Here is a 22,800-nt window from a genome sequence, read left to right as displayed (position 1 = left end):
CGCCGTCGCTGATCCGGACACGACCATGAGCCACATGACGGGCCGCGCCCGCCTCGCGCGGGCGGCCCTTGCTCCGGCGCTCGCCTTCGCTTTGGGCCTGCCCCTCACTGCCGTGCCAAAGCCCGCTGCGGCGCAGGAGGCGGCATCGGCGGTGCAGGACGTGACGCTCACGGATGTGACGCTGCCGCTCGGCACGACTGTGATGCGCGCGCCGCGGATCACGGTCAGCGGCACGCGGCTCTCCCGGGACGAACTGACTGCGTTGCTGCGGGCCGATTCCCCCGAGCCCTGGCCGACCCGCCTCGCCCGACTCGAGGCTGCGAGCATCACGGCGCCGGTGCTCGTCTCTGAGCATATGGGTCCAGGTGCCGCTCGACAGACGGTGACCTATCGGGAAGTGAGCATGCGCGACGTGCGCGGTGGTCGTATCGCCGAGCTGACCTCGGCGGGCGCCGCGCTCACCGTCACGGACGGGACGGAAACGGGCTCGGGCACCTACGGCCGCATCCAAGCGACCGACCTCGATCTCGCCGCCCTTACCCGCCTCTACAGCTTGGCTGGCGACGGCAAGGGCGCAGTGCAGCGGGTCTACGCGACGCTGCAGATCGCCGACGTGATCTACACCGACCGCTCGGGCACCACGGTGAAACTCGGTCGCCTTGAGGGCCGCGACCTCGGCGGGCGCCAGATCCCCGGTGGCTGGAGCGGCGCGCTCGACGCACTCAACGCCGGCACCGACGCTCTCGCTGCCGAGGCCGACCTCGCCCCAGCCGAGCGCGCCAAGCTCGCGGGCGCCGCTGCCGACCTGATCGAAGCGGCCTCCCTCGGCTCGCTTGAGGCGCGGAACCTCTCGCTCAGCGAGACGGAAGCCGATGGGCCGCTACTGATCGAGGTGGCCCGCATCGCGACCGCGGCGGCGCCTGAGGCCGGGCTGATCCTAGAAGGTCTCGCCTACAGCCAGGGACAGAGTCGGGCCCGCCTCGGGCACCTCGCACTCACCGGCCTCTCGCTGGGCCCGACGATTGCGACGCTGCGCCGCCTCGCAAAGGCCGACGCGGCCGAAGGGGATCTGCGTCGCCTCGCTCCCACCATCGGAGCTCTGACCCTCCAGGCGCTCACTTTCGATTTGCCGGTCGGCAAGGCCTCCGAAGTGCCCAGGGGCTCCGAGGCTCACAGCGGCCCAGATATGGGTAAGGTCCCGGATGGGCCGAAGCCGCCGTCAGCCGGCGACCCGATGGTCGCTCCCAGGATCACCGCCCGACCGGCGACTCCTAATCCCGAGGTTCCAGTCCCCGCTGCGACTGTGTCGGCGATGCACGTAGCGCTGCGCGATGCCGCCCTCAGCTTCGGGCCGCTCCAGGACGGCGTCCCGACCGCAAGCCGCCTCAGCCTGTCGGGCTTGGTGCTGCCGGGTGCCGCCGTGGCGGGCGCGCCTGTCCTCGGCGCTCTGCCGGGCTACGGCTACGCCGACCTCGACCTCAATCTCGTTGCTGACTTGGCCTGGGACACGGGCAAGCGCGAGGTGGCTCTGCGCGAGGTCTCGGTCTCGGGGCGGGACATGGGCACCCTGCGGCTCGCGGGCACAGTGGGCGGTATCGGCCCTGAGGTCTTCGATGCCCGCCTGCCGGCCTCGCAGCTCCTGATGTTCACGGCTACCGCCAAGGCCCTCGACGTAACCGTGGAGAATACCGGCCTGTTCGAGCGCTTCATCGCTGCGCAGGCGAAGGCACTGAGTCTCAAGCCGGAGGAACTGCGCCAGGAATATGTTGCCGCGAGCCAGTTCGGCGTACCGGTGATCCTCGGCAACTCTGAGGGCGCCAAGGCGATTGGGACGGCGATGAGCTTGTTCGTGCAGAAGCCTGGCCGCCTGACGATCCGTGCGAAGGCGCGCAACGAGTCCGGGCTTGGCTTCTCCGACTTCGCCCTTGCCCGCGCACCGGCAGCCCTACTCGACAAGCTCGACGTCGAGGCCACGGCCGACTGACATCCACGGCCTTGAAGGGCGATTTTCCGGGATTCGGCTCTTAGGCAAAGGCGACTGCACGTCGCCCGTGGGCGGACACCAGCGTCCGTGAGTCGGCACAGGCCGCCGATATGGGAATCGTCAGGCGGCGACGATGCCCGGATGAGCCTCCGACAGCCGGGTCCGGACTGCCTCGAGATAGCCTCGGTCGCGCGCCGGCCGCGGCCGATCAAGGATGATCTCGGCCACGAGACTCGCCGGGCGCGGTGAGAGCAGCAGGAGCCGGTCGGCAACCGCGATCGCCTCGGCAACGTTGTGGGTGACCATCAGAACGCTCATGCCGAGCCGGTCGACCGTGTCGACCACGAGGCCGCGCAGCGACGCCGCTGCCGCGTCGTCGAGGGACACGAAGGGTTCGTCGAGGACGAGGAGGCGGGGGGCATTGGCCAGCGCCCGGGCGAGGGCGACCCGGCGCTGCATGCCGAGCGACAATGCGCCGGGGAAGCGCCCGCGCCAGGGCTCCAGGCCAAGATGGCCGAACAGCGCGTCGAGATCCTGCCCGCGCTGGGCACGCGGCATCGCGAGGCGCACGTTTTGCTCGACGCTGCGCCACGGCAGCAGCCGAGGCTCTTGGAAAACCATGCCGGGTCCGGCTCCCGGGCCGCGGGGATCGGGCACGACGCTGCCCGCGTAGTCGGCGTCGAGACCGAGCAGGATACGCAACGTCGTGGATTTGCCGGCACCTGACGGTCCGATCAGGCAGACGATCTCGCCTGGAGCGACCGTGAAGGCGAGATCGCGCACCGCCTCGACCGGCTCGGACCCGCCAGTCTGGTAAACCTTGCGGGCGATCGCCACGCGTAGCACCGGCTCGTTTGCCGCGCCGCCGACCGGCTCTGCGGCCATCAGCGCCACCTCCGGACGTGGGCTTGGAGCCGTTGCAGCACAAGGATGTCGATGGCGATCATCACGCTCATGAAGACGACGCTATAGCCGACAATCGCCGCGACGTTGGTGCTCTGGACGAAGTAAAAGTTGATCGCGAAGCCGACGCCATCCGGGCGCCCGAGCAATTCGATCACCAGAACGATTTTCCAGGCGAGCGAGAGTCCGGAGCGGGCGGCGGCCACCACGTAGGGCTGGAGTTGCGGCACCAGCACGTGGATGATCCAAGTGCGGCGGTCGAACCGGTAGGTCCGGGCCATCTCCTCCAAGTTCGGGTCGATCTCGCGGGCGCCCTCGCGGAGGATCACCGCTACGTTGGGCAGTTTGTTGAGCACTACCGCAAGGATCGCCGCGCTCTCGTTGAGTCCGACCCAGACATAGGCCAGCACGGTGATGACGAGCGCTGGGGTGTTGAGGAGCGCCAACAGCGGCGTATCGAGGGCGAGGTTGAGAGCCTTCGACCGCCCCAGCGCGACCCCCAGCAGTACGCCGAGCACCATCGCCAGCAAAAACGAGATCCCGACCCGCGCCAGCGTGATCCCGATGTTGTGGGCGAGATCGCCGCGCGCCGCCTCCTGCAGAATGAATTGCCCAACCGCGAGGGGGGCGGGCAACAGCCGTGACCCGGCGGCATCGGCCGCCGCCTGCCATGCGGCGAGCAGCACCGCCATCGAGGCCGCGCGCGCCAGGATCCGCCGGCCTGAACGCCCCGCGCTGGCCGTGCTCACCCGTTCTGGGCCCCGTCGAAGTAGAGGTTCGGCGGCAGGGCGGTCCCGGCGCCGACGAGCCGCTCGCCGCCGAGCTTCTGCATGACCGCGAACAGGCGCTCACCGTCGCCGCGCTCCGCCGCGATGCTCCGGCGCGGAATGCCCGCCAGGAAGTCGCGCTTGAGTGCCTCGAAGGTCGGCTCGTCCTCCGCGGTCATCAGCGGGCGCACCACGTCCCAGGCGGTGGAGTCGGAGGCCAGCATTTCCTTGGCGGCGCGAGAGGCACGGGCGAAACCCGTCACCGCCTCGGGTTTCGTGTCGACGGTCGCTCCGTCGACGAGGTAGCCGATCAGTGCCACCGAGCCGGTCGCTCCGAAGGCCCGCATGATGTCGTCCGCTCCGATCAGGCGACGGAACCCCCGCGCCTCGAGGCGAGCACAGTAGGTCCAGTAGGTCAGCGCCGCGTCGAGGGCGCCTTGCTCCAGCTTGAGCGTGATCAGCGGCGGCGCGCCGTAGGCGAGTTCGGCCTTGGTCTCCAAGTCGAGGTCGGCGGCGTCGCGGGCCTGCGCCTTCAGCAGCAGCCAGTTCTTGTCGAGCGGGCCCCCGGCCACGCCGAGCCGCTTGCCCGCAAGGTCCTTGAGGCCGCGGATGGGGCTGTCGCCGGGCACCATGACGGCGCCCTCCGTGGTCGAGTAGGGGATGAAGCGGACCTTCCGGCCCTCGTTGCCGAGTCGGGCCGCCCAGAGCAGGTCGCCCACGATGGCGTCGACCTGGCTGCCCATGAAGGCGATGCGCGCTGCGTCGTTGCCCGCCAGCTTGACCACCTCCAGGTTGAAGCCGTTCGCCGCGTCGAGGCCGCGCGCCTTGATCACCGCGGCCTCCCAGGCGACGGTACCGAAAGGAAGGCTGCCGAGGCGGAACACGGGTGTGTTGGCGCGCGCTGGCATGGCCAGGGCGGCCAGCGCCGCGGCGGCGACCAATTCGCGCCGTGACAGCATTGGCTCCCTCTCCCTGGTTCGGTCGTGCTTCTGGGGCTTCGGCGCGGCATGCAGCGTGGCCGCAGCGGGTGGCAGAAGCCATTGCCAAAAGGTCATAGGGCGTCGCCCCTGCGGCGTCCACAGGTGCGGTCGCCGATGCCGCGGAGCCTTGCGTCGCGCTCCTGGCAGGGGCACCCTCCGGTCCGGTTCTGAATCAGGGAAGGCGGATCATGGCCGAGCGGCGCGAAGGAGCCTTGGACGAGGCGGCGATCGAGGCGCGGCTGAAGGCCGAGCTGCCCCAATGGCGCTACGAGGACGGCTGGATCCGCCGCACTTACAAGACCGCGGGCTGGAAAAGCACCCTGATGGTGATCAACACGGTCGGCCACCTCGCCGAGGCGGCGTGGCACCATCCCGATCTCACGGCCTCTTACGCTTGGGTTGAGGTGCGCCTGATGAACCACGCGGCCAAGGGGATCACGGATAAGGATTTCGCGCTGGCCCGCAAGATCGAGGAAGTGGTGGCTTGGCAGCCGGGCAGCGAGGGCGGCCCCCTCGAAGGCACGCCGACCGATCCGCGCTTCGCCTACATCAAGTACGACAAATAGTAAGCGCGGATCCTCACAGGTTCCTCACGCGCCTGCCGCCCGGCACCTCTCGAACCCTCATAGGATAACGCCGATCTAGGGCGCGCGGCCCGTCGAGGCCGCGGCAAGCCCTCGCTCGATCCATGATTGTCAGCTCACCTCCCCTGCCCCGCCGGACCGATCCGGATCCGGCCGTCGGTCCGGCCCGGTTCCTCGTCGGCCAGGACGCACACGGCCACTGGCTCGCCATCGGTATCGACGGTCTCGCCGGCGGCATCTTTCGCAGTCGAGGCGATGCGGAGCACTACGCCGCGGGCGAGACCGGACGACGCCTGGGCGCAGTCGTGCACGCCGCTGGGTTCCTTCGGCTTGTGCCGTGAGACGGCGCTTCAGCCGTCCGACTTAACCCGGCGGCACTCGGTCTTGAGATAGGCAGTCTTGCCGATCTCCTCGCGCAGGTCCGTGCGGGCAATGATCTCCTGCCAGCCGTTGGTGCAGCCGAGCTCGTTCGACACCCGAACCTTGCGCACCTCGAGCGCCTGCGCGTCCGTGCAGGCGTCCTGTGCGAGGGCATTGGCGCAGACGAGGACCACGGCGATGAAGCTATTCATGGTGACGTGCCCCCTGCGCCGCGTGCGTCCGGCTCGGCTGCGGCTCCTTCGGGCGAGATAGGGTTTTCCTCGCGTCTGCCCATCCGGCGCCAGGCAGCGCGCCTATTTCTTCGGCTCGGATTTTTTCGGCTCGGAGCCGAGGTAGACGTATTCCGGTGCGGCGCGGAGCTGGTCCTTGTCGGTCTCGATCACGGCGTCGAGGGCGCCGCCGTCCTTGCGGGCGAGCTTCAGCGTCTCGGGGGCGACCGCGACGTATTTCGCGTTCAGCCCGAGGAAGCCGCCGACGCTGACGACGTAGGCCTTGATCGCCCGCTTGTCGTCGAACACCACGTCGGCGACCGAGCCGATGGTATCGTTTGCCCCGTTGTGGATGCTCGTGCCGATCAGCTTCGAGGCGACGATGTCTTCTGGGGCCTGGGCGACGAAGCGCGCCTTCAGTTCATCGTTCAGCGTCGCGGGCTGGCCGGGTGAGGCCCCGGGAGACTGGGCCGGAGCCGGCGCGGCGCTGAGTACGAGGGCGGCAAGAAGCATCGGGCGCAGGATCATCGAATGCAGTCCTCGGGAAGGGCTAGGGGACGGTCTCGGCGACGGGCTTGGGTCAGGTTCCGGATTGGTGTGATAGGCGGCCTGTCGCGGCACGAGCCGCGGATCAGGAGCCCGGTCGGCGCTTCCGGTTCGCCGTCCGATGTCGAGACCACGCTCAGAGCGGGACGCGGTCGCGCCTTCCCACGGTGCCGTGACGTCCAGGTGACGACGCCGAGCGGCGCCGTCAGAGCTTGCTGATGAGGAGGCCGAGACCGAAGCCCACTAGACCGGCCGCGAGCAGGGAGGCATGCGGCCACCGGACGGATTGCTCGTGCCCCTCCCAGAGGGTGCGGCGGCCCTGCTCGTAGGCGTCGCCGACCTGATCGGCGGCTTCGTCCGCGGCGTGCCGTACGGCGTCCCGGGCTTGGACGTAGAGGCTCTCCGCCGAGCCCTGCGCTTCCCGGACGCGGCCCTCCATCCGATCCTGCGCCGAGCCTGCGAGGTCGCTCGCGGTGCCCTGCAGCCGCCCGCCGAAGTCCCGGGCGGCATCCCTGATTCGATCCCTGTCCGTCATCATATCGCTCCTATCGCGGTCCCGGCGGTGTCTCCGGTCCGCGGGTCCGATGGACGCTGCCCGCGGGATCCGATGGAGGCCTGGGCACACCGTCAGTGCCCGGTAACGTTCGAATCGGGAAATGGCCCCGGCCCGGCGGCCATCAATGATGTGGGTATACCGGTGCCCCCGTATTCGCGGTGCCCGATCGAGCGGACGAGCGCGGCTTAACCGAATCTGAACGGATCGGTTCAGGACCGGTTAGGTCCGCCTGCCTAGAAGCCCCGTCGCTCCACGGTGCACCAAGAGGGTCCCGGGACCCCTATGCGACAGCATCCGGACGCCGGCCTGCGGCTTTGTGGATGGACATCTACGAAAACGTGAACACGGCATTGGGAATAACCGGCACGGCGCGGGAACCAAGACAGGGAATCCGGCTTGCCGCGGCGCAGCATTGCTATTCCTCGGAACCCGTCATGCGATCTGCAGACGAACTCTTGGCTGGGAGGTCGCCGTGACCGTTGACGTGCGTAGAGAGGAGACCACGGCGAGCCGGCGCCAGCCCTCCCGTGCGGCCTTGCGCGGCCTGGACGCCCTGAACTTCACCCTCGCCGACGTGCGCGACGGACTTGGGCCCTATCTGGCGATCTACCTGCTGGCGGTGCGCGGCCCCGACCAGGGCTGGAACGAGGCGACCATCGGCCTCGTCATGACCATTGCGGGCGTGGCCGGCCTGATCGCCCAGACCCCGATCGGTGCGCTCATCGACCGGACGCGCCGCAAGCGCGCCATCGTCATCGCGGCGGCGCTCGCGGTCACGCTGAGCTGCCTCGTTCTGCCGTGGATCTCGAATTTCTACGTGGTGGCCGGCACCCAGGCGATCGCACATGTGGCGGGCGCCGTGTTCGCACCGGCGCTGACCGGCATCACTCTCGGCCTCGTCGGGCCGAAGCTGTTCTCCCGGCGTATCGGCCGCAACGAGGGCTTCAACCATGCCGGGAACGCAGTCTCGGCCATGCTGGCGGGCGGCCTCGCCTACGTCTTCGGTCCGATCGTCGTGTTCTGGCTGATGGGCGCGCTCGCGGCCCTCAGCGTTTGGGCGATGCTGCTCGTCCCGGGCGACGAGATCGACGACGACCTCGCGCGCGGCCTCGATCTCGCGCCCGAGGAGAATCGCGACCAGCCGTCCGGCCTCGGGCTCCTGTTGCGCAACAGACACCTGATGCTGTTCGCCGTTCTCTGCGCCGCCTTCCACCTCGCCAACGCCGCCATGCTGCCCTCGGTCGGGCAATTGCTGACGAAGGTGGTGGGCAAGGACTACGCGACCTCGCTGATCGCGGTCTGCATCGTCGCAGCCCAATGCGTGATGGTGCCGATGGCCATGCTCGTCGGCGCCAAGGCCGACAGCTTCGGGCGCAAGCCGATCTTCCTCACAGCCTTCGCGGTGCTGGCCCTGCGCGGCGTGCTCTATACGGTCTCCGACAACCCCTACTACCTCGTGGCGGTGCAGTGCCTCGATGGCATCGGCGCCGGCATCTTCGGGGCGCTGTTTCCGATCGTGGTCGCCGACCTGACCCGCGGCACCGGGCGCTTCAACGTCGCCCAGGGCGCCGTGGCGACCGCCCAGGGGCTCGGCGCCTCGTTCAGCGCGGCGCTCGCTGGCCTGATCATCGTCGGCGCCGGGTACACGACGGCCTTCCTGGTGCTCGCTGCGATCGCCGCCGGGGGCTTTGTCCTCTACCTCGCGCTCATGCCCGAGACCTACGGCTACGAACCACCCCGCTCCGCCGCGACGCCCGAGGGCCCAGCGGCCCCGCTGGCCGTGCCGGCTGCGTGAGGGGGAGACGATGAGCGCCCGCGACGACATCCTCTGCTTCGCCCATATCGGCGATCTGCACCTCACCGGGGCCGACCAGGACAACGCCCGCGACCTGCGGGCGATCGTCGACCAACTCGTGCAGATGGAAGGGCTCGACTTCGTCTACCTGCCCGGCGACAACGCCGATAACGGCACGGCCGCGCAATACGCCCTCGCCCGGGCGGAAATCGACCGCCTGCGCCTGCCCGTCCACGCCATCTCGGGCGACCACGACATGGAGGGCGGCAGCCTCGACGCCTTCTACGCCGGACTCGGGGCGCCGGCCCTGCCCTACGGGGTGGAGGTTTCGGGCACCCGCTGTCTCTTCCTGGACATGTGCGGTCCCGGCGCAGGCGGGCTCGATTTCCGCCTCGGATCCCAGCAGGTCGCGTGGCTGGAGCGGCAACTCGACGGCGCGGAGGCGGAGGGCCGGGACTGCGCCGTCTTCATGCACAGCTACCCCGCCGATCTCACGGATGCTGGAGAGGCGGCGCGCGTGGCCGAACTCATCCATCGTGGCCCGGTACGCCTCGTGGAGATGGGCCACACCCATTACAACGAAGTCGCCAACGACGGACGGACGATCTACGCCGCGACCCGCTCGACCGGGCAGATCGAGGAGGGGCCGGTCGGCTATGCGGTCGCAGCCGTCGACCGCGGCGTCGTGAGTTGGCGCTTCAAGGAGCTTGCCGCGCCCTGGCCCTTCGTGATGATCACCGCACCCGCGGATCGGCGCCTCGCCCACAGCGACGATCACGTGGTTGCAGGCGCGACCGAGATCCGTGCGGTCGTGCTCGGCTCCGCCCCCGTGGCGGTCTGCGAGTACAGCCTCGACGGCGGCCCCTGGCGCCCGATGCGGCGCGTCGAGGGCGACCGCCGCTTCTCGGCTCGCCTCGACTGGCCGGCCGGGAGCCGGCGCCTCGTGGTCCGCGCCCAGGACACGGCGGGCAGCGCCTGCCAGGACGCGGTCGAGCCGGCGATCGGGCGCGACACCCTTCCGGTCTCGAAAGGCATCGGCAGCGATGCCGACGCCGTCGGCGCCTGGCCCGAGAAGGGATTGCTCGGGACGCAGCTTGGCCCGAACCGCAACGGCCGGCACTGGTGAGGCGCAACCCGCGCCGCCGTTCCCGGCCTCCGTTCCATTCCCGACCGCAGACCTGAGGAAACCCACCGCGATGGGCGCGCTGACGCTGACCCCGAACCTCGTGACCTGGGGCATCGCCGCGCTGGCGACGCTCGGAGTGATCACCCGGCCGTTCTCCTGGCCCGAGGCGGTCTGGGCCGTAGCGGGCGCGGCCGCCCTCGTGCTCTTCGGCCTGCTCCCGGCGGGCGCGGCCTGGGCCGGCATACTCAAGGGCACCGACGTCTACCTGTTCCTCGTCGGCATGATGCTGATGTCCGAGATCGCCCGGAAGGAGGGCCTGTTCGACTGGCTCGCCAGCATCGCCGTGCGGGCCGCCAGGGGCTCGGCGACGCGGCTGTTCGCGCTGATCTACGCCGTCGGCACCGTGGTGACCGTATTCCTCTCCAACGACGCCTGCGCGGTGGTGCTGACGCCCGCGGTCTACGCCGCCACCAAGGCCGCGAAGGTCGAGAATCCCCTGCCCTACCTGTTCATCTGCGCCTTCATCGCCAACGCGGCGAGCTTCGTCCTGCCGATCTCGAACCCGGCGAACCTCGTGGTCTTCGCCGATCAGATGCCGCCGCTCGCCCAGTGGCTCGCCCGCTTCGCCCTGCCCTCGATCCTGGCGATCCTGGCGACCTACGCGGTGCTGCGGCTGACACAGGCGCCGACGCTGCGCGCGCAGGAGGTCGCCACCGACGTCGAGGCGGTACCCCTCTCCCGTACGGGCCTCGTCGCCGGCCTGGGCATCGTCGCGACCGGCGGCGTGCTGATCGCAGCCTCCTCCTACGGGCTCGATCTCGGCCTGCCGACCTTCGTGGCCGGGGCTCTCACAACCGCCGTCGTGTTGCTGATGAAGCGCGGCGGACTCGTGGAGGTGGCCAAGGACGTGTCCTGGGCTGTGCTGCCGCTCGTGGCGGGGCTCTTCGTGTTGGTCGAGGCCCTGGAGGCCACGGGCGTGCTGGGCCAGATCGCCGGCCTCCTGAAGCGAGCGGCCGAGACCGCGCCGACCGAGACCGCCTGGGGCGCCGGCACGCTGGTCGCAGTGCTGTGCAACCTCGTCAACAACCTGCCGGCTGGCCTCATCGCCGGAGCCGCGGTGCAGACCGCCCACGTGTCCGATCCAATCGCCGGCGCGGTTCTGATCGGCGTCGATCTCGGACCGAACCTCTCGGTCACCGGCTCGCTCGCCACCATCCTGTGGCTCACCGCGATCCGGCGCGAGGGCGAGGATGTCGGCTTCTGGCGCTTTCTCAAACTCGGCCTGCTGGTGACGCCTCCCGCGCTGCTCCTAGCGCTCGCCGGCCTGCTTCTCGTCTGAGCCGACCCCTCCCGCCGCTCAAGGATCCGCCGGTGAACGCAGCGCTTCTCTACCCCTTCATCCTCGTCGCTGGGGCGCTGCAGGCGCTCGGCAACTCCATGAACGCGCAGCTGCGCGGGCGTCTCGTGAACCCGTGGCTCGCCGCGAGCGTCTCGTTCGCGCCCATCGTCTTCGTATTCGCGACGCTGTTCCTGATGATGCCGACTCCCCTGCCGAGCCTGGAGACGCTCGGACGGATGCCCTGGTACGCACCGCTCGGCGGTGTCGCCGGCGCCGTTGCGGTGTTCGGCGGCCTCGCCTTCGTGGACAAGGTCGGCGCGGGCCCCTTCAACGGCCTGACCATCACGGGCAACATCCTGACCTCGCTCGCGCTCGACGCCTTCGGGCTGTTCGGATTGCAGGGCGCCGGCTTCAAGCCGATGCCCTGGCTCGGCGGCCTGCTGATGGTCGGCGGCATCGTGCTGATCGCCCGCGCCAGCGGCCGGTCCGACAACGAGGCGGACGGAGATCATGGCTTGGGCGGCAAGCTGCTCTACCCCTTCATTCTCGGGGCGGGCGCCCTCCAGGCCATCGGCGTCGTCTGGAATGCCCAGCTGCGCGGCGCGCTCGTCAATCCCTGGCTCGCGGCCACGGTTTCGTTCCTGCCGGTCGTCTTCGTGTTCGTGCTGGTCTTCCTGCTGCGGCCGAAGCCGCTGCCGACCCGCGCGGACGTAGCGGGCGTGCGCTGGTGGATGCCGCTCGCCGGGATCGCCGGCGCGGTGGCGGTCTTCGGCGGCCTCCTCTTCGTCGATACGGTGGGTGCGGGCGCCTTCAATGGCCTCCTCATCACCGCCAACCTCCTCACCTCCATCGCCCTGGACCATTTTGGCTGGCTCGGCATGCGCCAGGTGAAGGCCGGGAAGGAGCGGCTCGGGGGAGCGGCGCTGATGGCGGCGGGCATCATTCTGATCTCGGTATTCTAGGGTTCGGCGCGCCCGGCAGCGGGCGACGACAGGACCGGGTGCCCCGGCTGAGGGGGCCCACCGTGACAGACCGTATGTCCGCGGACGCACGATCCGCTCCCCATCGCCGGCCATGTGCTGCGCCGTCAGCACAGGCCGGAGCGGCCGGGCGGTCGGCGAGGGCGCGGTCCCGAGCGATCTGTGCGGTTGACCAGCCGCGTCCTCGGCTAAAACCTCGCCAGCGCCCGAACCCTTCCCCTTGGATGGCGCGTCTGCGGTGGTCCGTGAGATGCATCTCGACGGTTGTGCCGGCGACGGTCCCCGCGTGGGCCGCAAGGGCGGTCCACGGCCCGCAGGCTTGACAGTCGCCGTCAATTGGCACTGAGAAGCGCGAACGGTCCCGTGCGGGGGGGGCGGAGCGGATGGTCGGCAGGAAGGGCGCGAAATCGCCATGGTCGCACCCTCTCACGGTTCCTCCGGGTGGTCAGGATGCCCCAGCAACGCCGGACGTCCGATCCGCTCAGACACCGGAGCTGCGCCGAGCGGCGCGACAGACCATAACGGTTGGCTTTACAGGAGTTCGTCGCCTGGATCTGATTTTCACTTCAGAAATTGTCTCTCAGCATCAGAGAGTGAGTGGAGCGCAATATTGGTGATGCGCAGGAAGAGTTGTTTCGGATGATTTTTTGTAGATTTCTCTTCGGTCAGATGTAAAATTTTGAAGATGTTATTTATTTGCCCTTATGATCCGACTGCAAGGATTGGAATATGATTCGGAAGATAATATCGCGGCGCGTCGGATTCGGAAAATTTCCAAATCGAGACCTCGCTGGTCATAGCTTGCGCCCGGGCGGCAGCATTGCTGGCCGGATTGACGAGATCGTCAACGGACATATCCGGGGATGGATCTACGACGCGGCCATGCCGAATCGGTCGCTCGCGCTTAAAGTTCACCTCGATGGAACGGAGGTTCACGAAATCCTAGCCAACGGCTACAGGGAAGACATCGAGATCCTGGCGCGAAATGGCGGTCTCAACGGTTTCGACATTGATCTCAGAGAGCATTTCAAACGGAATCGGGCAGCAACCAAACTCGAAATTTACGTGGCGACTGATCGCAAGTATCGTATTGGACCGATCATTGTCATGCCCAATGTGGTCTCGTCATCCGGGAGAGGCGCGGGCGGTTTGGATCTGAGCGCCTCGTCCATCGATGAAAAGCTGCAGCATATCTTCGATCACGTGACCGCGACCTTCGAGGATACGCGGCGGCGCATCGACCGGTTGCAACGCGCAACCGACCAGATACGGATGAACGGCCTATCCGGCGGCGCATCTCCAGCCATGTCCCCCGGATCGGCCGCCCTATCGCTGGCTCACAGCACGATCTCCGGGATTGGTGCCTTCCAGGCGGATGCGCTCGACGAAACGCGCGAGCAGAGCATCATGGCCTACCGGATCGAGTCGCAGCTTCTGACCCGCAACCTGTCCGCCTGACAACGTCCCTGCGCCCATCGTTGCATTTCGAGGAACTCGAAGCGTGCATCGAAGCGATCGAGGTCATCGAGCATGAAAATCGTCATTGATCTGCAATGCTGTCAGACGGCGGCGCAGAGCCGCGGGATGGGACGTTACTCTGCCGCCCTGACGAAGGAGATCGTCCGGCTCGGGACGCGGCACGATTTCCTGTTCCTGTTGAACTACAACTATCTTGCTGGATCTAACGACATTGTCGAGCAGTTGCGCGAACTCGGACGTATGGGCGAGGTCGTCTACTACGACTACCCGGACGTACAACGCGAGTGGAACGAGCGCACGGTCCGTGAGGACGTAGCGAGCCTGCTGCGCAACAATCGGGTCGAGACACTCAGCCCCGACCTATACCACATCTCCAGCTTGTTTGAAGGCGAGAGCGTATTCGGGCGAGCGGCATCCTTCACGATACTGCCGAAGAAGCCAGTGCTCACCTCGGCGACACTATACGATTTCATTCCCTACCTGTATCCGTCGCAATACCTCACCCATCCGCAATACATCCTATGGTATCGGCGCACGCTTGCCGTGGCGCGCGAACTCGATATCGGCTTGGCGATCTCGGAGACGACCAAGGCCGATGCGGAACGGCTGCTTCAGGCGCCGCACCAGACGATCGCGAACATCTTCGGCAGCGTCGACGATCGGTTTCGGGTGCTCCCCGAGGCAGAGCGCCGCCGGACCGCCATCTGGGCGCGCCTCAAGCTCGACCGGCCGTTCATCCTCTACGTGGGCGGTCCGGATCCCCGGAAGAACCTGGACGGCACGCTGCGCGCCTTCGCGCTGCTGCGTGAGCAGCGCGAGGCCCCCTGCAAGCTCGTCCTGGTCTTCGACGCCACCGAGAGCGAGGTGGCTGCGCTGCATGTGCGCGCGCGCCAGCTCGGCATCCAGCAGGACGTCGTCGTGTCGGGTTTCGTCTCGGACGACGAACTGGTCGAGCTCTACAACGGCTGCGCGCTCTTCATCTTCCCCTCGCTCTACGAGGGCCTCGGCCTGCCCGTGATCGAGGCGATGCGCTGCGGCGCGCCGGTCCTCGCGGGCGACAACTCGAGCTTGGCCGAGATCGTCGATGAGCCGGCCTACCGTTTCGATGCCGAGGCGCCGAACGAAATGGCCGAACGGATCGGAGGCGTGCTGGCCTCCCCGGAGACGCGCGCCGCCATGCGCGCCTACGCGGCCGAGCGGGCCCGACGGTTCACTTGGGAGAACGCGGCGCGCGTAGCGCTCGACACCTGGGAGGAGGCGTATGCGCGCCGGAATCGTGCGGAGGCGGCCAAGCCGCTCGCCGGCACGCGGACGCAGGGTCGGCCGCGGGTCGCGATGTTCACGCCGCTGCCCGACGCGCAGACGGGAATCGCCGATTACAGCGCCGATTTCATACCGGAGATGAGCCGCCACGCGGAGCTGCACGTGTTCGTGGAAGACGTCGCTGCGGTGACGTTCCGCCACGCCGGATGCCAGATCATGCATCATCAGGCGATGGCCGCGCGGGCGGACGACTACGACGTCATCATCTACCAGCTCGGGAACTCGCCGTTCCACCACTACATGCTGCCCTATATCCAACGCTTCCCAGGCGTGGTCGTGCTCCATGATGCCTATCTCGGGCACCTCTCGCACGATCCGGGATCACCCGCGCCGTTCGTCCGCCAAGTGATCGGCGATCAGGGCGGTCCGGCCCGGGCGATCGTCCGGTCCAGCGCCGGCGTGGCCGAGGCTGCCCGCAGACTCATCGCCGACCTGACCTGCAGCCCCACCCACGTCCATCGCAGCATCGGGGTGATCGTCCATTCCCACTTCGCGCGCAGCCTCCTCGCCGACGATTGCCGCCTGCCGATCAGCGGGGAGATCGCGGTCCTTCCGCAATACGTGGCGCCCATCCCGGCGGAACGGCGGCACGATCCGGCCGCACGCCGCCGCCTCGGCCTGCCCGAGGACAAGGTCGTGCTGGCGAGTTTCGGCCACGTGGCGCCGACCAAAGGCGTGCTGGAGCTGATCGCCGGCTTCCGGGCCTCGGAGGCCGGGCGCTCGGGCCGGGCGGTCCTGGTCCTCGTCGGTCAGGTCGAGGGTGGGCCGGGAGCGCCGACGGAGTTCGCGAAGGCCGTCCTGGCCGAGGCGGACGACGCCATCATCATCACCGACCAAGTCGATCAGGAGACCTACGAGCGCTACCTGAGCGTGATCGATTTCGGGGTCCAGCTCCGCACGATCAGCCGGGGCGAGACCTCCCGCGCCATGCTGTCGATGGTGGTGAACGGGATTCCGTTCATCCACAATCGGCTCGGCTCATCGGCGGAGTTGCCCGAGGACGTGGCTTTGGGGCTCGATTCGGTCGATCCGGCCGCCCTGGCGGAGGCGATCGACCGCCTCGCCGGTGGCCCCGCCCTGCGCGCGACGATGGCGGAGGCGGCCCGATCCTACGCGCAGGAGTGCTTGAGCGGCGAGGTCGTCGCCCCACTCTTTCTGCGGACGGCCCTGCGCATGGCCGCGCGGGCCAGCGCGACGCATCCGAGCGTCCTCGCCACCGAGGTCGCGCGCGCGATCGGAACCGAGCGCCTCGATCCCGGCTTCCCGCGGGACGTCGCCGCCGCGTTCGTCCACCAAGAGCAGGCGGAGGCGCTTCCGCGTCTTCTGATCGACGTGACGCATATCCGCGAGAACGACCTGCGCACCGGCGTGCAGCGCGTCGTCCGCGAGTTCACCCACGCCGCCTACGTGAGCGGCGACCGCACCTGCCTGCCGCAGACCTTCGCCTTTACCGAGCGCGAGCTGATCTTCGCCGACGACTATGCCCAGAGCAGCGGTGCCCGGAGCACGGTGGAGGCGGGCACGGGCCAGCAGGGTCCGCTCGCGCTGCGCCCGTTCGACCGGATGCTGCTGGCGGACGGAAGCTGGCATCTCAGCGCCTGGATGCGGGAGCCCTTGAAGCGTCTCGAAGCGCTCGGAGGTTCGGCCTTCGCGCTGATCCACGACATCCTGCCGCTGCAGAGGCCCGACCTGTTCCACGACCATGTCGCGCGTGCCGTGACCGACTGGCTGCTGTTGATGGCATCAAGCTGCGACGGACTCATCTGCACCTCGCGGACGGCGTCCGACGACCTCGTCGCCTACCTGACCGATCAGGGCGTCGCGGTGAGGCCGGGATTGCGGATCGGCTGGGCGCATCTGGGCTCCGATCCGCTCGGCGCGCCGACGGACGTTCGGGCGGACCCGCTGAAGCGTCTCGGTCTCCCGGAGAACGCGCCCGTCTACCTCGTGGTCGGCACGATCGAGCCGCGCAAGGGGCACGGCGATGTCCTCGACGCCTTCGACAGGATCTGGGCGGCCGACCTCGACGCGACCCTGGTCTTCGTGGGCAAGCGCGGCTGGAGCATCGACGACCTGGCCGCCCGCATGGACGCCCATCCCGAGAAGGGCCGTCGGTTCCTGGAACTCGGCTTCGTCGAGGACGATGTGCTCCGGGCGCTCTACGGACGATCGCGCGCCGCGATCATCGGCTCGATCGCCGAGGGGTTCGGTCTGCCGATCTTCGAGGCTGCCCATGCCGGCACTCCGCTGATCCTCAGCGATCTGCCGGTCTTTCGCGAGCTCGGGGGCGAGCATGCCCGCTACTTCCGCCGGGGTTCGGCGGACGACCTGTTCGAAACCCTGCGCGCCTCGATCGAGTCCCCGTCGTTCCTCCGCGACTCGGGCGCGATCGATCCGCCGAGCTGGCAGGCCTGCTTCGCGCGGGTCGAGCGCTTCATGAACGGCCACGACACCTATTATCGGTTCTGAACGCCCGGTGCCGCGCGCCGGCGCCGCGGCGGCGATTTGAGCCGCCCTGCGATGTGGGCGTATGGGGTCGGCTCGAGGATCGCCGCAGGCAAGCGGGACGAGGAGCCGGCCATGACCATGTCCAGCACGCACATGTCGAACCCCGTCACGATCGCCGTGGCGATCACCGGCTCGGTCCCGCGCAAGCGCGACAATCCCGCCGTTCCGGTCACGGTCGCCGAGCAGATCGAGTCGACGCACCAAGCCTTCGAGGCCGGCGCCAGCCTCGTGCACATCCATGTGCGCAACGACGACGAGACGCCCTCCTCCGACCCGGACCGGTTCGCGGCCGTGCAGGAGGGCGTGCGCCGGCACTGCCCCGACATGATCGTCCAGTTCTCCACCGGCGGTCGCGGGCGCGACCCCGCCGCTCGCGGCCTCTCGCTGAAGCATCGCCCCGACATGGCCTCGCTCTCGACGGGCTCGGTGAATTTCCCGACCATCGTCTACGAGAACCATGCCACCCTGGTCGCCGATCTCGCGACCCAGATGCAGGCGTTCGGAATTCGGCCCGAAATCGAAATCTTCGACCTCTCGCACCTGCATGGTGCCAGGCGCTTGGTCGAGGCCGGGCTGATGGACGCCCGCCCGCACGTCCAGTTCGTGATGGGCGTTCAGAACGCGCTTCCGGCCGAGGAGCACTTGCTCGATATTCTGCTCTCCGAGTTGCGCCGGGTGCTGCCGCAAGCGACGTGGACCGCCGCCGGGATCGGTCGCAACCAAGCCCGCGTGATGGACTGGGCTCTGGCACGCGGTGCAGACGCGGTCCGAACGGGGCTGGAGGACAACATCCGCATCACCAGGGATCGGCTGGCCGCAAGCAATGCCGAACTCGTCGGCTTGGCCGCCGAGGCGGTCACGCGTCACGGTCGCCGCGTCGCGACCCCGGCTGAATCGCGCATGCGGCTCGGGCTCACCGTTTAGGGGTTTCTCGCAACACGTCCGTTCGCCAGGATCCTACCCGCTGCCCGCGCAGGCACAGCGGCAGGTCTGTGAGCGACACGAAGTCACGCGCGGGGCGCGCACGCCTCCGACCGAAGGAGCCAGCCGCCGTCTCGATCAAGGGAAAGCGGCGCGTCCGACCGTAGGCGGCGTTGCGCGGCGAGATCGCAAGTCGTGCAATTGACGACGGCTACCGCTGCGCCGTCAGGTCTGAGCCGACGAGGGCCGGCCTTTGGCAACACCTCGTCGGTAGGATTTCTACTTGAAGATGTTTATACCAAAATATAGCAAGTCTCGGTTGTAATTGTGTCGCTCTAACACTCGGAGCGGCTGGCCGGACGATTGGTCGACACCTCGCATCGACGGGCTCGCCTGCAGCTTGGCATTCAGGGTGCAAGTCCTTCCGTGTTCATACGAAATTGCCGTTCCGCCGAACGCTGCGCGAATTCTGGACGGGACTGCTTGATCGATCACGTTCACGTCAGTGATGTGGATATACCAGTTCGCTGAACGGGAAATCCGGAACCTCACCGAAGCAGGGCAGTTGAGGGCGCACGGTCGGCTTGAACGATCGGACCAGCGGTGATCTCCAGCAAGGGGCCACCGCTACTATCCAGACTAGCGTCTGATGGTGGCTCAAGCTTGGACGATCGAGCCGTTCGGCGAGATATGTGATCGTGTAAGATCAGAGAAATAGTAATCGAATACTGTTGCAGGTCTTGGCTCAGTGCCTATCTGGTAGGCCTATCTGTCGCTCTCACGGGAACACCAATGCGGTGCCTGGCCACGCATGTGGCCGGATGTCTGCCGTCGAGGTGGCGCCGTAGGCCCCCTGTTCACGGGCGACACCTCGACGGAGGAGGATGACGAGGATGATCGACACGGATCGGATCGCGGGTGCCGCGCGCCACATCGGCGGCCGGGTACAGGGCGCGGCGGAATCCTCCTACCGGGGCGCCAAGGAAGCGACGCGCGAGGCGGGCACCCGGGCTTCCGTTTCCGCCGGTGCGGCAGCAAATCGGGCCGGTAAGGTCTACGACCGGGCCGCCGATTCCGCCGGCGACGCCTACGACCGTGCATCGGGCGTGGCCGAGGATCTCTACGAAATCGGCCATCGATCCTTGCGCCGTGGCGGCGCGGCGGTGGACGCGCAGGTCAGGGAATACCCCCTCGGCGCCCTGCTGCTGGCCGGGCTCACGGGCTACGGCCTCGCCCTTCTCGTTCACGCCCGGCGCTGAGCCGCGCGGATCTCGTCCGCGTCGATATCGACGCGGATGCCTGCACCGACCACGACCAACCGGAGTACCAGAGTGGCTACCTCGTCCAGCATCCCGCCCGCGTCCCTTGCCGCGCCCGACACCCGCACAGTCCTTCTGCACCACGTGTCGTGGGGTGCCATCCTGGCCGGGTCGGTCACCGCGCTGGTGACGCAGGTGATCCTCAACATGGTCGGTGTCGGCATCGGCCTGTCCAGCGTCGGCACGACCGCCGCCGACAACCCGGCGGCCACGACCCTCTCGCTGGGCGCCGGCCTCTGGTTCGTCGGCTCGGGCATCCTCGCCGCGCTGGCGGGCGGGTTCCTGGCCGGCCGGCTCTCGGGCAAGCCCGTCACCGCCGGCCTGCACGGCCTCGTCTCCTGGGCGGTCACGACGCTCGTGGTGCTCTACCTGATCACCTCGGCGGCCGGCGGCCTGATCGGCGGCGCCTTCTCGGGCGTGACCAGCACGCTGGGCGGGGCCGGCTCGCTCGTGGGCGGCACGGTGCAGACCGCGACGCAGGCGGCGGCCCCCTCGCTCTCCAAGATCGCCAACCCGCTCGACGGCATCGAGCAGACGGTGCGCCAGCAGGCTGCCGGTCAGGACCCGCAGGCGGCCAAGGACGCGGCGGTGGCCGCCATCCGGGCGCTGTTCACGGGGGATCCGGCGCAGAAGGCCCAGGCCGAGGGCCGCGCCGCGGAGGCGCTCGCCAAGGCGCAGGGCATCCCGGTCGATCAGGCCCGGACGCAGATCCAAACCTACGAGAAGCAGTACGATCAGGCCGTCGCCACGGCCAAGCAGAAGGCCGAGGCGGCGGCGAGCGCCGCGAAGTCGGCGGCCACCCAGGGCGCTTTCTACGGGGCGCTCGCCCTAATCCTGGGCGCGCTCGCCGGCTTCCTCGGCGGTCGCTTCGGTGCGCCCAAGCCCGTCTCCCTGGTCGACCAGTACGGCGCCCGACGCGCCTGAACCGCTTCGGCTCCCGAGAACGGGAGCCGTCGCCGGGCCGGCCGCAACCGCCGGCCCCTAACATCCCAACCCCGGTTCCACCCTGAAACCAAGGAGCATCTTGCGATGAGCAGCACCACGGACAAGCTGAAGGGCCTGGCCAACGAGGCGGTCGGCAACGTCAAGCAGGGCGTCGGCAACGTGACGGGCAACGACAAGCTCGTGGCCGAGGGCAAGGCGCAGGAGCTGAAGGGCGAAGCGCAGAAGACCGTGGGCGACGTCAAGGACGGCGCCAAGAACCTCGCCGACAAGGTCACCGGCAAGCATTGAGGCGTTCGGGCGGAGCAGCGACGGCTGCTCCGCCCCCTTACGCCGCCATCGGACCCGCGAAGCGCGTTTGCGAGATCGTGGGACAGGATCCGCAGGGCGCGGCCGGACACGAGGTCGGCCTGGAAGCCGCCCGGGTCTCATCCGTCACCGTCCGGCCGAGCGTCCCGTGCCGATGTCGACCTAGAGTTCGACGAGCCGACTGCCCCCGACGATCGGGGTGCCGTCCGGCCTCATCGGGCGCAGGCCCGTCCAGAGCCCGTGCCGCCGCGGACATCCCGGCCTTCGGGAGACAGATCCCCGAGCGCGCAATCCAGCGTGGCGTCCCGCTTCCGGCGGAGCGCTTGGCTGAACCCCGCGAGCTCGGCCGTGCCGCCGGCCCGGATGCGGGTGTCGCGCCGAGGGATTTCGGCCTTCGAGGCTTCATCCATGGCCGTGGAGACCGGGGCCGCACCTGGGTCGGTCGCAGGGGCGGCGTCAGTGCGTCGCCCTTAACCCGGTACACCGGCAGGTCGATGCCGAGCGGGCGCAGCAGCGCCGGCGTGTCGCTTCCCGTCGCGGTGACGTGGGCGTCCGACGTCAGGGCCTCGCCGGAACCCGTGACGATCTCGGAGACGCCCTCCCCGTTACGGCGAATGCGGCACATCCGAGTGGCGGAGTGGAAGGTCACCCCGAGCCCCTCGCGTCCCCCGACTCTGCGCCCGGCAGCCGCAGCCCGTCTACGAACCGGGGTTTAGTTCGTGCGGATCGCCGTAAGCGATCCGGGTGATTACGGGCGCCGGTACAAGGAGGTGCTGTCGCGCCTGCCCGGCGTCGCACGCCTGCAATCGAGCTTCGCCATCTGCACGGTGATATCGCCTCCGGCGGGATCCTGACGACTGCCTTTCGGTAGCGAACATCCAAGTGTTGATCAGCGTTCTCTGGCCGCGCGAATGGGCGCTCGGCATGATAATGCTGCCCTCAGTTGTGCAATAGCTCGGCTCCTCATGCCGCGTAGTCGGCGCGGGTCTGAGGCACGTGGACGAAGAGACCAGCAGGAGGCGCATGACGCGCGACGCCGATCGGAAACCCGCCGACCGCAAGGCCATCGAGCCGAACGGCGTCGAGGCGCGCCGCGCGGCCATCGTCGCGAGCGTACGCCAGCGCGGCTTCGTCACCATCGAGGCCCTGGCCGCACAATTCGGCGTCACCGTGCAGACGATCCGGCGCGATCTCAACGAGCTCAGCACCGAGGGCCGGCTGGAGCGCTACCGCGGCGGGGGCGGCCTGCCCTCAAGCGTCGAGAACATCGACTACGCCGACCGCCGCGTCACGCTGCTGGCCGAGAAGACCCGGATCGGCCGTCTCGCGGCGAGCCGGATCCCATCGCATTGCTCGGTCTTCATCAACATCGGCACCACGCCCGAGGCGGTGGCGCGCGAACTCATGCGCCACGACGACCTCAGTATCATAACCAACAATCTCAACGTGGCCATCGGCCTCGCGGAATCCACCGAGTTCCGCATCGTCGTGGCCGGGGGCACCGTGCGCAACCGCGACGGCGCGGTGCTCGGGCAACTCACCTGCGACACGCTGAGCCAGTTCCGCGTCGACGTCGCGGTGATCGGGGTCAGCGGCATCGACGCGGACGGGGCGCTGCTCGACTACGATTACGAAGAGGTCCGGGCGACCCAGACCATCCTGGCGCATGCCCGAAAAACCTTCCTGGTCGCCGATCACACCAAATTCACCCGGCGGCCGATGGTGCAAGTGGGGCGTCTCGAGCAGATCGATACCTTCTTCACGGACCGCGCCCCGCCGCCCGAGATCCGTGCCCTGCTGGAACGGCACGGCGTCGATCTCGTCGTGGCGCCCGAGGATTGTTCGTAGC

At 68.5% G+C, this 22,800-nt stretch carries 20 protein-coding genes; 13 read left to right on the top strand and 7 right to left on the bottom strand.

The annotated features are described in order from the left end of the window. Positions 1-25 precede the first annotated feature (25 nt). Positions 26-1,984, top strand: a complete 1,959-nt coding sequence (locus ACS5RC_RS16185) for a hypothetical protein (protein WP_478344911.1) — start codon at positions 26-28, stop codon at positions 1,982-1,984. Positions 1,985-2,104: 120 nt separating this feature from the next. Here the strand turns inward: ACS5RC_RS16185 and ACS5RC_RS16180 are convergent, their stop codons facing one another. Genes ACS5RC_RS16180 through ACS5RC_RS16170 form a run of 3 tightly spaced genes read right to left on the bottom strand, consistent with a single transcriptional unit; the run spans position 2,105 to position 4,613 of the window. Then, positions 2,105-2,869: an ABC transporter ATP-binding protein gene (locus ACS5RC_RS16180; RefSeq protein ID WP_478344910.1), complete on the bottom strand. Its 765-nt coding sequence runs from the start codon at positions 2,867-2,869 to the stop codon at positions 2,105-2,107. Continuing rightward, the gene (locus ACS5RC_RS16175) at positions 2,869-3,579 is read right to left on the bottom strand and encodes an ABC transporter permease (protein ID WP_478345103.1); all 711 of its coding nucleotides are present in this window, start codon (positions 3,577-3,579) and stop codon (positions 2,869-2,871) included. Before ACS5RC_RS16175 ends, ACS5RC_RS16180 begins: the two co-directional genes overlap by 1 nt. 53 nt (positions 3,580-3,632) lie before the next feature. Further along, a complete protein-coding gene (locus ACS5RC_RS16170; RefSeq protein WP_478344909.1) occupies positions 3,633-4,613 on the bottom strand; it encodes an ABC transporter substrate-binding protein in 981 nt (326 codons plus the stop codon). 209 nt (positions 4,614-4,822) lie between these two features. On the opposite strand from ACS5RC_RS16170, the gene ACS5RC_RS16165 reads away from it, so the two are divergent. Continuing rightward, positions 4,823-5,200: a 4a-hydroxytetrahydrobiopterin dehydratase gene (locus ACS5RC_RS16165; protein ID WP_478344908.1), complete on the top strand. Its 378-nt coding sequence runs from the start codon at positions 4,823-4,825 to the stop codon at positions 5,198-5,200. Between the two features lie 368 nt (positions 5,201-5,568). Here ACS5RC_RS16165 and ACS5RC_RS16160 read toward each other — a convergent pair whose 3' ends face one another. The 3 genes from ACS5RC_RS16160 to ACS5RC_RS16150 all read right to left on the bottom strand — a co-directional run bounded on the left by ACS5RC_RS16160 (position 5,569) and on the right by ACS5RC_RS16150 (position 6,889). Next, positions 5,569-5,790, bottom strand: a complete 222-nt coding sequence (locus ACS5RC_RS16160; RefSeq protein ID WP_478344907.1) for a hypothetical protein — start codon at positions 5,788-5,790, stop codon at positions 5,569-5,571. Between the two features lie 102 nt (positions 5,791-5,892). Further along, a complete protein-coding gene (locus ACS5RC_RS16155) occupies positions 5,893-6,336 on the bottom strand; it encodes a PRC-barrel domain-containing protein (protein WP_478344906.1) in 444 nt (147 codons plus the stop codon). A 223-nt stretch (positions 6,337-6,559) separates the two neighbouring features. Next, positions 6,560-6,889, bottom strand: coding sequence for a CsbD family protein (locus ACS5RC_RS16150; protein WP_478344905.1), 330 nt, complete (start codon positions 6,887-6,889; stop codon positions 6,560-6,562). Between the two features lie 493 nt (positions 6,890-7,382). On the opposite strand from ACS5RC_RS16150, the gene ACS5RC_RS16145 reads away from it, so the two are divergent. The 10 genes from ACS5RC_RS16145 (at position 7,383) to ACS5RC_RS16100 (ending at position 20,933) form a co-directional block, all read left to right on the top strand. After that, positions 7,383-8,705: an MFS transporter gene (locus tag ACS5RC_RS16145; protein WP_478344904.1), complete on the top strand. Its 1,323-nt coding sequence runs from the start codon at positions 7,383-7,385 to the stop codon at positions 8,703-8,705. 10 nt (positions 8,706-8,715) lie between these two features. Beyond that, positions 8,716-9,831, top strand: coding sequence for a metallophosphoesterase family protein (locus ACS5RC_RS16140; protein WP_478344903.1), 1,116 nt, complete (start codon positions 8,716-8,718; stop codon positions 9,829-9,831). Positions 9,832-9,901: 70 nt separating this feature from the next. Continuing rightward, positions 9,902-11,170, top strand: coding sequence for an arsenic transporter (locus tag ACS5RC_RS16135; RefSeq protein ID WP_478344902.1), 1,269 nt, complete (start codon positions 9,902-9,904; stop codon positions 11,168-11,170). A 32-nt stretch (positions 11,171-11,202) separates the two neighbouring features. Beyond that, the gene (locus ACS5RC_RS16130; RefSeq protein ID WP_478344901.1) at positions 11,203-12,132 is read left to right on the top strand and encodes a DMT family transporter; all 930 of its coding nucleotides are present in this window, start codon (positions 11,203-11,205) and stop codon (positions 12,130-12,132) included. A 747-nt stretch (positions 12,133-12,879) separates the two neighbouring features. Continuing rightward, positions 12,880-13,608 carry a hypothetical protein gene (locus ACS5RC_RS16125; RefSeq protein WP_478344900.1) on the top strand — a complete coding sequence of 243 codons (729 nt, stop codon included), beginning with the start codon at positions 12,880-12,882 and terminating at the stop codon, positions 13,606-13,608. A gap of 126 nt (positions 13,609-13,734) precedes the next feature. Further along, a complete protein-coding gene (locus tag ACS5RC_RS16120; protein WP_478344899.1) occupies positions 13,735-17,421 on the top strand; it encodes a glycosyltransferase in 3,687 nt (1,228 codons plus the stop codon). Between the two features lie 117 nt (positions 17,422-17,538). Further along, complete coding sequence (locus ACS5RC_RS16115) at positions 17,539-18,384, top strand: 3-oxoadipate:acetyl-CoA acetyltransferase (RefSeq protein WP_478345102.1); 846 nt, start codon at positions 17,539-17,541, stop codon at positions 18,382-18,384. Between the two features lie 890 nt (positions 18,385-19,274). Beyond that, positions 19,275-19,640, top strand: coding sequence for a CsbD family protein (locus ACS5RC_RS16110; protein WP_478344898.1), 366 nt, complete (start codon positions 19,275-19,277; stop codon positions 19,638-19,640). Positions 19,641-19,712: 72 nt separating this feature from the next. Further along, positions 19,713-20,624, top strand: coding sequence for a PhnA-like protein (locus ACS5RC_RS16105; protein ID WP_478344897.1), 912 nt, complete (start codon positions 19,713-19,715; stop codon positions 20,622-20,624). A gap of 105 nt (positions 20,625-20,729) precedes the next feature. Then, positions 20,730-20,933, top strand: coding sequence for a CsbD family protein (locus tag ACS5RC_RS16100; protein WP_043346039.1), 204 nt, complete (start codon positions 20,730-20,732; stop codon positions 20,931-20,933). Between the two features lie 37 nt (positions 20,934-20,970). On the opposite strand, the gene ACS5RC_RS16095 is transcribed toward ACS5RC_RS16100, so the two are convergent. After that, a complete protein-coding gene (locus tag ACS5RC_RS16095; RefSeq protein WP_478344896.1) occupies positions 20,971-21,600 on the bottom strand; it encodes a hypothetical protein in 630 nt (209 codons plus the stop codon). Between the two features lie 374 nt (positions 21,601-21,974). Here ACS5RC_RS16095 and ACS5RC_RS16090 point away from each other — a divergent pair, with 374 nt between their 5' ends. Then, a complete protein-coding gene (locus tag ACS5RC_RS16090) occupies positions 21,975-22,799 on the top strand; it encodes a DeoR/GlpR family DNA-binding transcription regulator (RefSeq protein WP_478344895.1) in 825 nt (274 codons plus the stop codon). The last annotated feature ends 1 nt before the right edge of the window (position 22,800 follow it).

Source organism: Methylobacterium sp. HJ2, from assembly GCF_056431005.1.
This window is presented reverse-complemented; position numbering and strand designations above follow the sequence as displayed.